Below are 14,649 nucleotides of genomic sequence, written 5' to 3' on the forward strand. Positions count from 1 at the left end.
CTGACCCTCCCCATGGCCTTCGAGACCCCGCTCATCACCGTGGGCGCCGTCCGCGAGAGCGGTACCAAGCGGCTGCGCAGCGGCTGGCAGCGCCTGCGCAAGTCCGCACTGCCGATCCTGCAGTGCGCCCTCGGCGCGGCCATCGCCTGGTTCATCGCGCACCGCCTGATCGGGCACACCACTCCCTTCTTCGCGCCGGTGGCGGCGGTCATCTCGATCGGCGTGGCCTTCGGGGCCCGGATCAGGCGCTCGGTCGAGCTCGTCGCGGGGGTCAGCGTCGGCATCCTGATCGGCGATCTGTTCATCTCGCACGTCGGCACCGGAACCTGGCAGATCGCGCTGGTGGTGGCGGTGGCGATGGGGTCGGCGATCTTTCTCGACCGCGGCGCGGTCATCCCGATGCAGGCCGCCAGCTCCGCGGTGCTGGTGGCCACGCTGTATCCGCCGCACAGCCAGGGGGCCTATCTGCGGGTGATCGATTCGCTCGTGGGCGGGCTCGTGGGGATCGCCGTCGTGGCGATCTTCCCGTTGCATCCGGTGCGACGCGCCCGCCAGCAGGCCGCCGACATCCTGGGGGTTATGGGCCGGGCGCTGACCGCCTGCGCGGACGGCCTGCACGAACAGGATCCCGAAAAGATCCGTCTCGCACTGGAATCCGCGCGCGGTACGCAATCGCAGATCGACGCGCTGCGCAATGCGGTCGAGGGCGGCCGCGAGGTCAGCCGGATCTCCCCGCTGTACTGGAATGCCCGCCCGCGCCTGGACCTGATCCGGGCTGCGGTGAATCCGCTGGACAACGCCGTGCGCAACACCAGGGTCCTGCTGCGCCGCGCGCTGACCCTGGTGCGCGACGACGAGATCCTCGATCCGCGCACCGTCGACGAGGTCGAGGATCTGGGCCGGGCCGTCGAGGTGGTGCGCCAGTACATGCTCGCGGATCCGGGCCGTCAGCCCGACGCCGCCGAGGCAACGCGGGTGCTGCGCCGGGTTGCCAAGGGCGCGACCATGGATCTGGTCCAGGGGGCGGGGCTTTCGGCGCATGTCGTCTTCGCTCAGCTGCGCTCGATCGTGGTGGACCTGATGCAGGTGTGCGGGGTGAAGCGGCTGTCGGCGATGGCGCTGCTACCGCCCACCGTCGAGAATCCGTACGTCGAGCCCGAGGACTGAGCGCCCGCAGCGCGTAATCGTGTCCGGTCCCGCGTGAGGTGGGCGCCCGAAGTTCGGGTAGTCGACTACTCGTGTGCCGAATCCCCACCGTCCGTAGCGTTTTGGGCATACCGCAAGCACGAGGGGTGTTGCGGTTGCTACTTCGCCGGGGCGTTGGATGCCCTGCGGCCGGGCGGCGGGATTTCCGGGTATCAGCGCGGGAATCCGGGGAGGACGTCGCAGTGCACCTGGGGGTGTGTGTCCGGTCGACGGGGTCTCGGTGCCCCCGTCCCGGCGAAGCGGGCCGCCCGGCAGCGTGCTGTCGGGCGGCCTTCCATTTTCAGCCGGGGCAGCGCCGGAACGGTTGTGTCAGAGCGAATTCCAGAACCGGGTGAGGAAGCTGCCGTACGCCGACCAGCGCGACGGCACGCCCGACAGCTCGAACAGGTCGTACACGACGGTGAAGAACAGATGGTTCAGCGCAGGAATCCAGAGGATCGCGAGCATGATCAGCAGCCCGTACGCCTTGAACTGCTCCAGCGACCGCCGGGTCTGATAGCTCAGCGACGGCTCCAGAATGCCGAATCCGTCGGTGCCCGGAATCGGCAGCAGATTCAGCACGGTCGCCGTGACCTGAAGGAACGCGAGGAAGCTGAGCCCGAACCAGAACGCCGCATGCTCGTGCTCGGATCCGAAGAACCGCACGATCACCAGCAGCACCACCGCGCACGCCGCGTTCACCGCGGGCCCCGCGCCGCTGATCATGCGCTGGACGCGGGGGGAGAAGTTGGTCGAGTGCACGTAGACCGCGCCGCCCGGCAGCGCGAATCCGCCCAGCGCGATGAACACCATCGGCAGGCCGATCGACAGCAGTGGATGGGCGTACTTCAGCGGGTTCAGGGTCAGATATCCGCGCAGCTCGACCTGGTGGTCACCGGCGCGCCAGGCGGTATACGCGTGCGCGAATTCGTGCAGGCAGACCGAGACGATCCAGCCGAACACCACGAACACGAAGACGCCGATCTTGGCCTGGTTGGACTCCAGCTCCGCATCCCAGGCCAGCACCCCGCCCAGGGCGGTCAGGACGACGATCAGCAGAAAGACCGGGCTCGGGCGCACCGCCGCGCGGCGGGCATCGAACGGAATGCTCATCGGACCAGGAACCAGGGGTCGTTGTGCCGGTAGAAGCTCGCGCGCGGCACCGTGCGCTCGTCGGCGATACCGTCGCGGGTCACCACCGCGCCCGGCGTGCCCAGCTGGATCGCGCGGCCGGCGACCCAGTGCCGCCTGCGGAACGCGCGCAGCGCGGTCGCGCGCACCCCGGGCATCTCCAGAGTCGGTGAGATATGCAGTGCCGCAACCTTTCCGGAAAAGAGGGGTATCTCGTCGGCGTAGGCCTCGCCCTCCAGTTTGGCACCGCCCGGCCCGGTGACGGTGGCACGGCCGACCAGCACCCGGCCCGTGTCGTCGCGGATCAGCGGGGTCGGCTTCGGCCTGCCCTCCAGCGCCCGCTTGGCCGCCGCGGAACCGGAGCCGGTTTGATAGGCGCGCGAGCCGTAGGTCCGGTCCACCGGCACGTAGCCGATCTCGACGTGTAGTCGCTCGGTGCGCAGCAGATGGGTAAGCACCGCGGCCAGTCCGGCGTCCTCGCCCAGCACAATCAGGCGCGGCAGGCTGTCGGCCGCGAGCACCGGCAGCAGCTCATCGATCATGGACGTCTCGGGGATGGCCGAGGTCTGCGTGGTCGGGATCGAAGCGAGAGCGATCGGAACCGGGGCGCCGGCGCATTGGAGAACGTGGATACTCACCTGCGGTGCACCCTGCTCGGAGCCGGCATCCCCGCCGCCCGGCCACCGCTGCTCACGGAATCACGTCGTGATGCTGGCAAAACTCGACCTCGCTGCGTTCGGGTGAACCCCCGGCGGTTCACCTACCGCAGCCACGATAGTCCCGCCCGGTGTGGTCCGCGCCAGTCGGCGCTTGCGCACCGGGCTCACCCACCCCGCAGCGCCCGCGAGTGCTGCCTCCTGGCGTCGCCGCGGCGATCCACTAGACTGTGCTCCCGGCCACCGCCTCGACAAACGGCAGGTAGCTGCAGCGGCTGCTGCGCGTCGAACCGTAGGAGACTCCACATGCCGGCAATCGTCCTGATCGGCGCCCAATGGGGCGACGAGGGCAAGGGCAAAGCTACCGACCTGCTCGGTGGCCGGGTCGACTGGGTCGTGCGCTACCAGGGCGGTAACAACGCGGGACACACCGTGGTGCTGCCCAACGGCGACAACTTCGCGCTGCACCTGATCCCGTCGGGCATTCTCACCCCGGGCGTCACCAATGTCATCGGCAACGGTGTGGTCGTCGATCCGGGCGTGCTGCTGGAGGAACTGGCGGGGATCGAGCAGCGCGGCGTGGACACCTCGCGGCTGCTGCTCTCGGCCGACGCGCACCTGATCATGCCGTATCACGTGGCCATCGATAAGGTCACCGAGCGCTTCCTGGGCAACAAGAAGATCGGCACCACCGGCCGCGGCATCGGCCCCTGCTATCAGGACAAGGTGGCGCGGGTCGGGGTGCGCGTGGCCGACGTGCTGGACGAGAAGATCCTCACCCAGAAGGTCGAGGCCGCCCTGGAATTCAAGAACCAGGTGCTGGTGAAGATCTACAACCGCCGCGCGCTGGACCCGCAGCAGGTCGTCGACGAGGTGCTCGCGCAGGCCGAGGGCTTCAAGCACCGCATCAGCGACACCCGGCTGCTGCTGAACGAGGCGCTGGAGGGCGGCCAGACCGTGCTGCTGGAGGGTTCGCAGGGCACGCTGCTCGATGTGGACCACGGCACCTACCCGTACGTGACCTCCTCCAACCCGACCTCCGGCGGCGCCGCGGTGGGATCCGGCATCGGCCCGAACAAGATCACCACGGTGCTGGGCATCCTCAAGGCGTACACCACGCGCGTCGGCTCGGGCCCCTTCCCGACCGAGCTGTTCGACCATTCCGGCGAGTACCTCGCCAAGACCGGCGGCGAGGTCGGCGTGACGACCGGGCGGGCCCGGCGCACCGGTTGGTTCGATGCGGTCATCGGGCGCTACGCCACCCGGGTCAACGGCATCACCGACTACTTCCTCACCAAGCTGGACGTGCTGTCGAGCCTGGATCGCGTGCCGATCTGCGTCGCCTACGAGATCGACGGCGAGCGGGTGGAGCAGATGCCGACCACGCAGACCGAATTCCACCATGCCAAGCCTATTTACGAGGAAATGCCCGGCTGGTGGGAGGATATCTCGCACGCCCGCACCTTCGAGGAGCTACCCGCCAACGCCCGTGCGTACGTCGAGCGTCTCGAGGAGCTGTCCGGCGCCCGCATCTCGTGCATCGGCGTCGGCCCGGGCCGCGACGAAACGATTGTCCGCCACGACATTCTGGGATAGGCCCGACCGAAACGCACCGCGCCCCACTCGAAATCTCGAGTGGGGCGCGGTTTTTCGTTTGTGGAGCTCGTCCCGGGGAACTCAGGATTCGGTCGTCGGTTCGGGCTCGTCGTAGTCCGGCGCGGCGTGGTCGGGGACTCCCGGCGTGGGGTCGCGGGACAGGTCGATCAGGGGGTGCCGCTCGGCGCCCTCGGCGGCCGCGTGGCGGCCGTAGCTTTGCTGCTGCTCCTGGGTCATCGTGTGGTCTCCCTCCGGTTCGGACACCCTGAACCCTAACCCGGAGCGTGGTGATGCTGAGACAGGTGGGTCAGTAGTAGGTAATCGGGGCGAGTGGTTCGGCGGCTTGGGGGGTGAGAGCGCCGTACGCGCTCGCAATGGATTTCACGGCGATGCGCAGGTCGGATTCCTCCCGGGCGAAGGGCAGGCGCAGGAAGCGCTCGAAGGCGCCCTGCACGCCGAAACGTGGTCCGGCGGCGAGCAACACGCCGTGATTGGGGGCGACGGCGGCCAGCGCCGAGGAGACCGGGCCGGGCAGCTGGACCCACAGGGACATCCCGCCCGCGGACGGGACCACGCGCCACTCGGGCAGCTCCTCGGCCAGGGTCTCGAGCAGGGCCGCGCGGCGCGAGCGCAGCTGTTCGCGGCGGTGCGCCAGCATTTCGTCGGCGTGTTCGAGCAGGTAGGCGGTGGCGAGCTGATCCATCACCGGGGTGCCGAGGTCGACCGTGGAACGGATGCCGATCAGCTTGGTGATCAGCGCGGGATTGGCGCGGACCCAGCCCACCCGCAGCCCGCCCCAGAACGACTTCGACGCCGAGCCGATCGTCACGATCTCCGGTCCGCGCGCGAAAGCGGCCACGGGGGGCGGGGTTTCGCCGTCGAGCTGCTGGTCCACCATGGATTCGTCGATGATCACCGTCATGCGGGTGTCGCGGGCGATGGCGGCCAGTTCGGCCCGATCCTGCGCGCCCATCAGCAGCCCGGTCGGATTGTTGAAGTCCGGCAACAGATATGCGGCGCTGGCCGCGGTCTGCCGTGCGGCACTGCGGATTCCGTCCATGTCCCAGGCGGACTCCGGATTTTCCGGGCGCAGCGGGACCGGTACCGGGCGGGCCCCGACGTCCCGAATCGCCTCGATCGCATTGGGATACGTCGGATGGTCGATCAGCACCCGCTCGGCCGGCGCGGTGAGCACGTTCAGCAGCAGGCGCAGGCCGTGCTGGGCGCCGAGGGTGACCAGGATCTGATCGGGGTCGGTGGGCAGGCCGCGTTCGGCGTACCGGCGCGCGATGGCCTCGCGCAGCGGCGACACCCCGACCGAATCCATGCCGTGCGTGCCCAGGTAGAGCGGAAGGCCCTGCAGCGCCGCGGAATACGCGTCGGTGGTCTCCGATGGCGCGGACATGGCGGCGAAGGTCATGTCGATGGTGGGCTGATTCGGCGACATCAGCGCCAGGATGCTGCGCACGGGCTTGCCGCCGTCGTGCGCGACATCGGACGGCAGGGCGACCGTGCTGCGCGAGCCCTGCCGGCTGATCAGGTAGCCGTGCTCGCGCAGCAGCGCATACGAGGAGGTGACCGTGGTGCGGCTGACGCCGAGCGTGGCGGCCAGATCTCGCTCGCTGGGCAGGGCGACGCCCAGCGGCGCGCGGCCGTCGTGGATCAGCAGCCGGATGCTCTCCGCCAGCGCGAGATAGGCCGGGCGGCCGCGCTTGTCGCCGCCCTCGTCCTGGCGCCACCGGCCCAGGTCCCTGGTCAGAGTGGGGGCACTGATTACACGGAGAGCCATAAAGGCCAGTATCGGCCCGGTGGCTATTTAATTCAAGTCCAGATGTCGTCACGCTGTAAGCATGGCTGATTTCGTTGCATCTGTGCTGGTCGTCGCGGCCTTCGCGGCGAGCGTCCACCTTTTCGCCCCCAGGCCCGGCGCGCGGGCCGCGGCATTGCTCGAGCGCTACCGGCCGCATGCGCCGATGGCCGACTGGTCGCTCTCGTTCCGCGACGAGCAGCGGCAGTGTTCGGATATCGCCGCGATTTCCGCCCGTCGAGACGCCGATGTGGAGTTCGGCAGGATGGTGGACGCCGACGCCGCGGACGCGGAGGAACGTGCCGCTGTGTCGTCGATGATTCGCCCGGCACGTGGTGCCCACTACCGCCTGGATCGGCTTCGGCAAGCAGTCCAGTTCTGATAACTGGTCTGTTGATCCGGTACCGCGCGCGGCTGGCACTGCGCTGTCGGCAAGTGCCAGGGAGCTATCAGCGATCCCCGTCATTCTGGCCCGATGACACCGCATAATCCATGGGCCGATCGCTTGGACGTCATCGAAACGTGCACTCGCATGGCTTGGCACACCGATAATCGCGAATGGGGTCGGCTTGCAGGCGTTTTCGCTGACCGGGTCCGGCTGGATTACACCAGCCTCAATGGCGGCGAACCGGCCGAGTTGCCAGTCGCCGACATCGTTGCCGCGTGGTCCGGACTGCTGGGCAAGCTGGACGCCACTCAGCATCTGATCACCAATCACCTGGTCGAGGTCCACGGCGGGACCGCTGTGTGCACCGCCGACTTCCAGGCCACCCATCGGCTGGCCAATCCGTTCGGCGGGCACCTGTGGACCCTCGGCGGCAAGTACCGCTTCGAGTTGGCGCGCACCGAACGCTGCTGGGTGATCACCGGTGTGCTCATGACCGCGGTGTGGGCCGACGGTAACAAGGATCTATTGACCCTCGCGGCCGGAAAGTAAGGGTAGAGAATGACCTTCGGGATCGGCTCGATCAGAATCCGGCCAACCACTGTCGCGATGGGCGAGATCGCCAACCCCAGCGCGTATTACGTGCCCCAGGACGCGGCGAATTTGCTACGCGCCGATCCAACGCGGCGGGAGGCGGTCGAATTCACCAGTGGCACGGTGACTCTCGCCGGCCACCTGTACCGACCGCCGAGTGCAGAGGCCGAAGAGCGCACACCGGGTCTGGTGATGTGCGGGCCGATCAGCAGCGTCAAGGAGCAGACGCTGCCGCATTACGCGGAACGGTTCAGCGATGCCGGATACACGGTGCTCACCTTCGATCCACGCAATTTCGGTGAGAGCGAGGGTGAACCGCGTTTCCGCTACAACCCGAACGCGGTCATCGCCGACTACGCCCACGCCGTCGGTTACCTGCTGACCCGACCCGATATCGACCCGGAAGCCGTGGCGGCAGTGGGCGTCTGCATGGGCGGCGGGTACGCGGTGTCGCTGGGAGCGCGCGACAAGCGGCTCAAAGCCGTGGTCGCCATCGCGGGCGGCTACAACATCGGCGGCACCTTCCAGCAGTTCTTGGGCGTGGACGGATTCGCCGCCTACCTCCGCCTGATCAACGATCTGGTGCAACAGCAATACGAGACCGGCGAGATCGCCTACATCCCAACCATCGCCCGCGAGTTGTCCGAGCAGGTTCCGGTAGCGGCCATGCCCAACCCCGAGGCGTACAGCTACTACGACCGCACCAGCCGCGCCGAGGCCCCGAACTGGTCGCGCACCCTGACCGCGGACTCGCTGGAGCCCTATTTCATCTACAACTCGGTCGTCCACGCGCCGCTGGTCGCACCGACGCCGTTGCAGATCATCCACGGCACCGCCGACACTGCCCTGCTGCCGGAATACGCCCAACAGGTCTACGACGCTGCAGTCGGTGCCAAGGAACTGATCTGGCTCGATACCCACAATCACATCGAGCTCTACGACCAAGACCCCTATGTCAGCGCCGCCGTCGCCCATGCCCTGCGCTGGCTGGACCATCATGTCCGCGCACATTGACGTCCGATAGGTGCGATCGCCAGAACGGCGAAAACCAACCGAGCACCCCGCCGGTCGATCGTGCCGACGGTTCACCGCTGCGCCGAAGTTGTCGGTCCCCTCGGGCACACTGACCGTATGCCCGATCCCGGCCGTCCGCTCGCCGCGGCGCTCTTCGATACCGCCGTCGGCGTGTGCGCCATCGCCTGGTCCGACGTGGGTGTGGTGCGGTTCGGATTGCCCGAGGCCACGCCGAAGGCCACGCTCGCCCGCATTCTGCGCGGTGCCGAGGGTGGCGAGGACGAGCCGTCGGGTGCGATGGCAGAGGCCATCGCGGGCGTGCGTGCCCATCTCGCCGGCGCGCTCGACGATCTGCGCTGGATTCCGCTGGACCAGAGCGCTTCTCCGGAATTCCATCGCGCGGTCTACGCCGTCACCCGCGCCATCGACCCGGGCCGCACTCTCAGCTACGGCCAGGTCGCCGAGCGCATCGGCGCCCCCCACGCGGCACAGGCGGTCGGACAGGCCCTGGGGCACAACCCGATTCCGCTGATCGTCCCCTGCCACCGCGTGCTGGCCGCAGACCATGCGCTGCACGGTTTCTCGGCCCCCGGCGGGTTGGACACCAAAGCGCGGCTGCTGGAAATTGAGCGCACTCCGGGCTTCGGCGAGCCGACCTTGTTCTGATCGGAGGGTTGCGGCACCCGGCCGTATGCCACCTGGATACGAAGGTGCAGCTGGATATCGAGCGCACCCGGGTTTCGGCGGGCCGGCCCTTGTTCCGAGGGTGCGGCACTCCGGACCGGACCCCGTACGGGTATGAAGGTGCGCCTGGTGATCGAGCGCACCCGGGTTTCGGCGGGCCGGCCTTATTCCCTGTGTGCGGCACCCGGACCGGATGCCGCACGGCTCAGCGGCTTTCGAACGGAGAGCCGTCCTCGTGGTGGCGTGTCGGCAGCCGCGGTCAGTGCTTCGGCTGCGGGGTTGGGGTGGTGGACGGGCTGATGACGTTCTGCAGGTCTTGATTCGTCTGGTTGACGCCGTCGACGATCGAGTTGGGAACCGCGTTCGGGACGGGGGCGCTCAGGGGGCCGATGTGAACCTCGCGCGGTGAGGGCGGCGCGGTGGTGGTGGGCGTGGCCGGGGACCGGCGGCGCGTGTAACCCGAGTTGTCGTTCTGCGGTGTGGCGGAATGCAGTTGGGCGGACTGATCGCCGCCCGGGGCGGGTGCCGTCGGCGTGACCGGAGCGACGGGTACGGTGACACCCGGCTGCACCGGCCCCGACGGATCGGCCAGTGCGATGCCGGCGCACGCCACCAGCGCCACCACGCCGGCCCCGACAGCAGCCGCTACCTTGCGATATCCCTGGGCCACCTCGGTAACCACCCTCCTGTTGTCGATCCGCGGTGCCTCCGGGGGACCGAATGGTCACACCCCGCTGTCGCCTCCGGCCCGGGTGCGCACCGCTGATCTGCGTCGAGCGGCGATGCCGGATAGTCGGATCGCCTCGTGCAGCATCGTAATTGGTGGTGACCCCCTGTAGCTATATGGCCGATACCTCACTACCCACTCTTGCCAATGCCTACACTTCCGAGATGGATCTGCTGTTCTCGGCGATCGGTCTCCTGGTGTTCGCCGGCATCCTCTACGCGGCATGGATGACATTTCTGGTCCTCCGCGGCCCGAGGTGATGCCGCCGCGGCCCGGCGCTGACCCGTTGTGCCGCAGCGTCAATCGGGCCGCTCTCCGGGTTCGACGTCAGACCGCGGTACCTAACGCGGTACCTGCCGCGCCGCCGATCACACCGCCTGCGATGCCGCCGACGACGGCCGCGGGGATGCCGACCGCCGCGGCGCCGGCTGCGGCACCGGCCGCCGCGCCCACACCTGCGCCGATGGCGGCCTCGGCGGTCGTACCCCGGCGCCGGGCACAGCCGTCCCCGCGACGCCGCCGATGATTCCGCCCGCGACCGCGCCGACGCCGGTGCCGATGACCGCCCCGGGCACGGCCCCGACCACGGCCGCCGGAATACCAACGGCCGCAGCGCCGATCGCCGCGCCGGCGATGGTCAGGCCCGCGATCTTGTCCGAGCGGCTGGCGTTGATGCTGACCGAGTCGAGGCCCGTGGCGATGGTGGCCTGGGTGTCGGCGGCCGCGCTGTTGGCGGGGTTCAGGAGGGAGTCGGGGACGTTGTCCGGGACCTGGGCGGTGGACGCGCCCACGCGCAGGGTGCGCGGCGGGGGTGCGATCGGAGCGACCGGGGCGACCGCCGTGGGGGCGTGCAGGTCCTGGAGGTTGCCACCGGACGACCGAATTAGTTTCGCTGTTTGCCGCTCGGTGGCTCGCCGCGCATCAATTCGCCGAGCGCCTCGCGATCGGTGACATCGAGCTTGATGCAGGCGCGATAGAGGTGCCCCTCGACGGTCCGCACCGAAACGGTCAGCCGATCGGCGATCTGGCGGTTCGACAGGCCCGCCGCGACCAGATTGGCGATCTCGCGTTCGCGGGCGGTCAGCGGCAGCGGCTGCGCGGACTGGCGCAGCGCCGGGGTGCCCGCGCCGCCGCACGCCGCGGCAAGCCGGTTCGCCGTGGCGGCCGATTCCAGCAGCCGGCGGCGATCGCCGGACCGCTCGTGTGCCGAGGCGGCCTGGGCGGCGGCGTCGGCCGCGGACAACAGTGCCCCGATCGCCTCGAATTCCGTTGCCGCGGTATCCAATCCTGGACCGTCATGGGAGGCGACGGCGACGGCGTGGCGAGCCTGGATCTGCACCAGCGGCCCGTCGATGCGGGCGGCGAGATCGGCGAGGCGACCGGCGACCGTATGGTCGCCGAAGCGGGCCGCGGTGTGCAGCGCCATCGCCTCGATCGCATGCTGATTCGCCCGTGCGGCGGCGTCGGCCGCGCCGATGGCCAGGCGCACCGCGGGCGTCAGGGTGCCCTCGGCGGCGGCCTGCCAGGCCCGCGCGAGCTCGAGTTGCGGCTCGTACACCGCGCTGTGCCGCCCGCCGCGCTCGGCGGCCTCGGCGATGGTCTCGGCGGCCTCGGCCGCGCGCCCGAGTGCCGAATATGCCTCGGCCAGACGGATTCTCGCCGGGAACATCCAGGCGGCCGCGCCCTCGGCGGTCAACGCCGCGAGCGCCTGCTCGAGATTTTCCACCCCGTCCGGGAAGCGGCCCTGTGCCACGTCCACGGTGCCCTGCAGGATCTTCGCGAAGCCCCACGCCAGGTACTGCCCGGGGGCCGAATAGCCGAAATACGCCGTGGCACAACGGCGAGCGGCGGTCAGATCGCCGGTGAGGGTCAGCGCAAGCACCTCGGCATGGGTCGACATGAACCGGTTGAGCCCGTCGATGTGCGACTCCACCTGATGCCCGCGCTCGGCATACACGCGCGCGGCATCGCCGCGGCCCATCAGCGCCAGCGCCAGGCTGCCGCCGAACGCCGCCCACCACACCGCCCACGGCGGCGCCTCGTCGGCGGACATGACGTGCTCGGCATCGACGAAGGCGTCCTGCAAACGGTTTTCGTTGACCGCGCACGCGGAGGCCAGGCCCTGCAGGATCAGTTGGATCTTCGGGTGGGTGACCTTGCCGCGGACCAGCGCCAGCACCGCCTCGGCGCGATCGGCATCGCCCATCGCCCACAACAGATTCGCGACCCGGGTGCTGCCCCAGCGCGCCAGCTGCACCTGGTTGAGCTGGTCGGCGTCGAAGCTGGCCAGAGTGCGCTCGGCCTCGATCCGATGGCCCTGCCACAGCAGCGCCCGGGCGAGCAGATCGGCCGACTCGACCCCGCCCTGGCGCTCCACCGCGGCCCGGGCGAAGCGCTCGCCGAGGGGCAGATTGGCCAGGCCGATGGCGTCCTCCGCCGCGGCCTCGAACAGCTCGAGATCGGCGGATTTGTCACTGTCCAGGGCCAATTCGGCCAGCCGGATGCGATCGGAGGCCGACTTGATCGGGCGCTCTCGCAGCGAGGAATACAGCCGCCCGCGCAACCGCCGGGCCGACGCGATGCCGAGGCGCCGGCGGATCACCTCGCCGAACAGCGGGTGGTTGTAGCGCACCAGCAGCTGGTGGGCATTCTGGACGATCCGTACGACGCCGCGCGATTCGGCGGATTCGACTGCCTCCTCGCCCGCCAGCTCGGCCAGCACGTCCAGATCGATGGGCTCGCAGAACGTCAGCAGCTCCAGTACGCGCAGCACGTCGTCGGGGAGCTGTTCGACCCGATCCTCCAGCAGCGCGGCCAGTTCCGAGGTGACCGCCGCCCGGCCGCGCAGCTGCCAGACGCCGTTGACCTGCCGCAACGTGCCCGCCTCGAGCGCGCCCTCGACCAGATGCCGCAGGAAAAGCGCGTTGCCGCCGGAGGATTCCCACATCAGATTGGCGGTGAAGCCCTCGAGCTGACCGCCGAGCATGGACTCGACGAGTTCGACGCTCTGGCGTTCGCTGAAGGGAGACAGGTCGATCCGCAGCAGATGACCGTCCTTCCACAGGGAGGTCACCGCGTCCGGCACGGCGACTCCGCTGCGGACCGTGCAGACGATGTGCGCCGCCTTGTCGATTGCCAGCTGCAGCAGCAGCGTCGCGGACAGCTGGTCGAGCAGGTGGGCGTCGTCGACACCGATGATGGTGTGCCCGTCGGCCAGCAGCGCCTCGCGCGCGGCGGCCATGAACGTCACCGGATCGTGCGCGGTGTACACGCCGACCATGTGCGCGAACACACCCAGCGGGATGCTGCGCGCCGACTCGGTCCCCGCGACCCAGCGAATGTTGCCGCCGATGGCGGCCGCAGCCTGCCGGGCCAGGGTGGTTTTGCCGACCCCCGCGTCGCCGGTGAGCACCGCACCGACGAATTTGGAGCCGGTGAGGGCCGCGCGGAGCGATTCCAGTTCGCTGCCGCGCTCGATCATCGGCCAGTTCCGCGCCATGGAAATTACTTTAGTGCCTCATGATTCTGTCCGGGGAACTCGAACCCTCACGGTCGCAAGTGGATCGGGCGAGGCCGGGCCCGAAGGCCCGGCGACGGGGGCGAATCAGTCCGCCCACACCCGGTCGATCGGCGTTCCGGCCGACGGCGGCGGCGTCGGGACCCCGCCCGGCGTCCGGGAGAATCGCGGCGCGGGCGCGTGCTGTACCACTCCCTCGATCTCGATCAGTCCGGTGCGGGCCACGATGTGCTCGTTCTGTTCGGCCTCGGTCATCGTCAGCACCGGGGTGCAGCAGGCATCGGTACCGTCGAAGACCGCGGTCCACTCCGCGCGGGTGCGGGTCTTGAACTTCTCGGTGAACAGCTTGCGCAGCTGATCCTGCCCGTTCGGGTCGAGCTGATTGGGCAGCCCCGCCGGATCGATCTCGAGGCCCTTCAGGAATTCGGCGTAGAACTGCGGCTCGATGCAGCCCACGGCCATGTACTTGCCGTCGGAGGTCTCATAGGTGTCGTAGAAGGCCATGCCGGTGTCGAGCAGGTTGGTGCCGCGCTCGTCGGACCACAGGCCCACGCCCTTCATGCCCCAGATCATGTGCGACAGGGCCAGGGCGCCGTCGATCATGGCGGCGTCGATGACCTGCCCCCTACCCGAGCCCTGCCGCTCCACCAGCGCGGCCAGCACGCCGAACACCAGGAACATCGAGCCGCCGCCGAAGTCGCCGACCATGTTCAGCGGCGGCACCGGCCGCTCGTCCTTGTGGCCGATCGCGTGCAGGACACCGGTGAGCGAGATGTAGTTGATGTCGTGTCCGGCGCGGTCGGACAGCGGACCGAACTGGCCCCAGCCGGTCATGCGCCCGTAGATCAGTCGCGGGTTGCGCTCGAGCGCGACGTCCGGGCCCAGGCCCATGCGTTCGGTCACGCCGGGACGGAAGCCCTCGAGCAGCACATCGGCCTTCTCGATCAGCCCGAGCACCTGCTCGATGTCCGCCGGATCCTTGAGGTTGGCCTCGACGATGGTGCGCCCGCGCCATTGCGCGCGCTCCATGAATCCGGGCAGCATGCCGGGTCGCTGCACCCGCACGACGTCCGCGCCGAGGTCGGCCAGCAGCAGCGCCGCGTGCGGGCCGGGCCCGATCCCGGCCAGTTCGACAACCCGGATGCCCGCGAGGGGGCCCTGCCTGGTGGTGGATGGTGCTGTCACGTCCTACCTCGGTTCGTCGTTCCTGCGCACCGCCGCACCGGCGATGTTGACACTCCGACAATAAGCGGTGACCGTGGGCTGCGTCACCGGGGTGCGGCATCGAACACGTACTACCCGCGACCTCCCCGGTTCCGTGTGGTCCATGCGGTATGCCTGAATGGCCGCATC

14 protein-coding genes are annotated in these 14,649 nt (G+C 69.3%); 6 read left to right on the forward strand and 8 right to left on the reverse strand.

Annotated features, from left to right (window positions below; translation table 11 throughout):
- Positions 1 to 12: 12 nt before the first annotated feature.
- Complete coding sequence (locus ABH933_RS08675; protein ID WP_429418982.1) at positions 13 to 1,167, forward strand: FUSC family protein; 1,155 nt, start codon at positions 13 to 15, stop codon at positions 1,165 to 1,167.
- A gap of 348 nt (positions 1,168 to 1,515) precedes the next feature.
- On the opposite strand, the gene ABH933_RS08680 is transcribed toward ABH933_RS08675, so the two are convergent.
- Together ABH933_RS08680 and ABH933_RS08685 are read right to left on the reverse strand one after the other, a co-directional pair.
- Complete coding sequence (locus ABH933_RS08680) at positions 1,516 to 2,298, reverse strand: site-2 protease family protein (RefSeq protein WP_429418984.1); 783 nt, start codon at positions 2,296 to 2,298, stop codon at positions 1,516 to 1,518.
- On the reverse strand, positions 2,295 to 2,954 hold the full coding sequence (locus ABH933_RS08685; RefSeq protein ID WP_429418986.1) for a hypothetical protein: 660 nt from the start codon (positions 2,952 to 2,954) through the stop codon (positions 2,295 to 2,297). Before ABH933_RS08685 ends, ABH933_RS08680 begins: the two co-directional genes overlap by 4 nt.
- Positions 2,955 to 3,278: 324 nt before the next feature.
- Here ABH933_RS08685 and ABH933_RS08690 point away from each other — a divergent pair, with 324 nt between their 5' ends.
- The gene (locus ABH933_RS08690; protein ID WP_215922192.1) at positions 3,279 to 4,568 is read left to right on the forward strand and encodes an adenylosuccinate synthase; all 1,290 of its coding nucleotides are present in this window, start codon (positions 3,279 to 3,281) and stop codon (positions 4,566 to 4,568) included.
- An 81-nt stretch (positions 4,569 to 4,649) separates the two neighbouring features.
- On the opposite strand, the gene ABH933_RS08695 is transcribed toward ABH933_RS08690, so the two are convergent.
- Both ABH933_RS08695 and ABH933_RS08700 read right to left on the reverse strand, forming a co-directional pair.
- Complete coding sequence (locus tag ABH933_RS08695; RefSeq protein WP_215922191.1) at positions 4,650 to 4,805, reverse strand: hypothetical protein; 156 nt, start codon at positions 4,803 to 4,805, stop codon at positions 4,650 to 4,652.
- Between the two features lie 70 nt (positions 4,806 to 4,875).
- Entirely contained in the window at positions 4,876 to 6,357 is a 1,482-nt protein-coding gene (locus tag ABH933_RS08700; RefSeq protein WP_429418988.1) for a PLP-dependent aminotransferase family protein, read from the reverse strand.
- Between the two features lie 61 nt (positions 6,358 to 6,418).
- Between ABH933_RS08700 and ABH933_RS08705 the strand changes: the two genes are divergently transcribed.
- From ABH933_RS08705 to ABH933_RS08720, 4 genes are all read left to right on the forward strand, one after another.
- A complete protein-coding gene (locus tag ABH933_RS08705; protein ID WP_429418990.1) occupies positions 6,419 to 6,757 on the forward strand; it encodes a hypothetical protein in 339 nt (112 codons plus the stop codon).
- A gap of 93 nt (positions 6,758 to 6,850) precedes the next feature.
- Positions 6,851 to 7,312, forward strand: coding sequence for a nuclear transport factor 2 family protein (locus ABH933_RS08710; RefSeq protein ID WP_429418992.1), 462 nt, complete (start codon positions 6,851 to 6,853; stop codon positions 7,310 to 7,312).
- Positions 7,313 to 7,321: 9 nt separating this feature from the next.
- Positions 7,322 to 8,368, forward strand: coding sequence for an alpha/beta hydrolase (locus ABH933_RS08715; protein WP_429418994.1), 1,047 nt, complete (start codon positions 7,322 to 7,324; stop codon positions 8,366 to 8,368).
- 117 nt (positions 8,369 to 8,485) lie between these two features.
- Positions 8,486 to 9,034, forward strand: coding sequence for a methylated-DNA--[protein]-cysteine S-methyltransferase (locus ABH933_RS08720; protein WP_429418996.1), 549 nt, complete (start codon positions 8,486 to 8,488; stop codon positions 9,032 to 9,034).
- 277 nt (positions 9,035 to 9,311) lie between these two features.
- Here ABH933_RS08720 and ABH933_RS08725 read toward each other — a convergent pair whose 3' ends face one another.
- The 4 genes from ABH933_RS08725 to ABH933_RS08740 all read right to left on the reverse strand — a co-directional run bounded on the left by ABH933_RS08725 (position 9,312) and on the right by ABH933_RS08740 (position 14,481).
- Positions 9,312 to 9,734: a hypothetical protein gene (locus tag ABH933_RS08725; protein ID WP_429418998.1), complete on the reverse strand. Its 423-nt coding sequence runs from the start codon at positions 9,732 to 9,734 to the stop codon at positions 9,312 to 9,314.
- Between the two features lie 413 nt (positions 9,735 to 10,147).
- Positions 10,148 to 10,570, reverse strand: coding sequence for a hypothetical protein (locus ABH933_RS08730; RefSeq protein ID WP_429419000.1), 423 nt, complete (start codon positions 10,568 to 10,570; stop codon positions 10,148 to 10,150).
- A gap of 92 nt (positions 10,571 to 10,662) precedes the next feature.
- Positions 10,663 to 13,278: a LuxR C-terminal-related transcriptional regulator gene (locus ABH933_RS08735; RefSeq protein ID WP_429419002.1), complete on the reverse strand. Its 2,616-nt coding sequence runs from the start codon at positions 13,276 to 13,278 to the stop codon at positions 10,663 to 10,665.
- 105 nt (positions 13,279 to 13,383) lie between these two features.
- Positions 13,384 to 14,481 (reverse strand): CaiB/BaiF CoA transferase family protein, encoded by a 1,098-nt coding sequence (locus ABH933_RS08740; RefSeq protein ID WP_429419004.1) that lies wholly within the window; start codon positions 14,479 to 14,481, stop codon positions 13,384 to 13,386.
- Positions 14,482 to 14,649: the final 168 nt, after the last annotated feature.

The sequence above is a fragment of the Nocardia sp. GP40 genome (genome assembly GCF_050434125.1).
In the GTDB taxonomy this organism is placed as follows: Bacteria; Actinomycetota; Actinomycetes; order Mycobacteriales; family Mycobacteriaceae; genus Nocardia; species Nocardia albiluteola.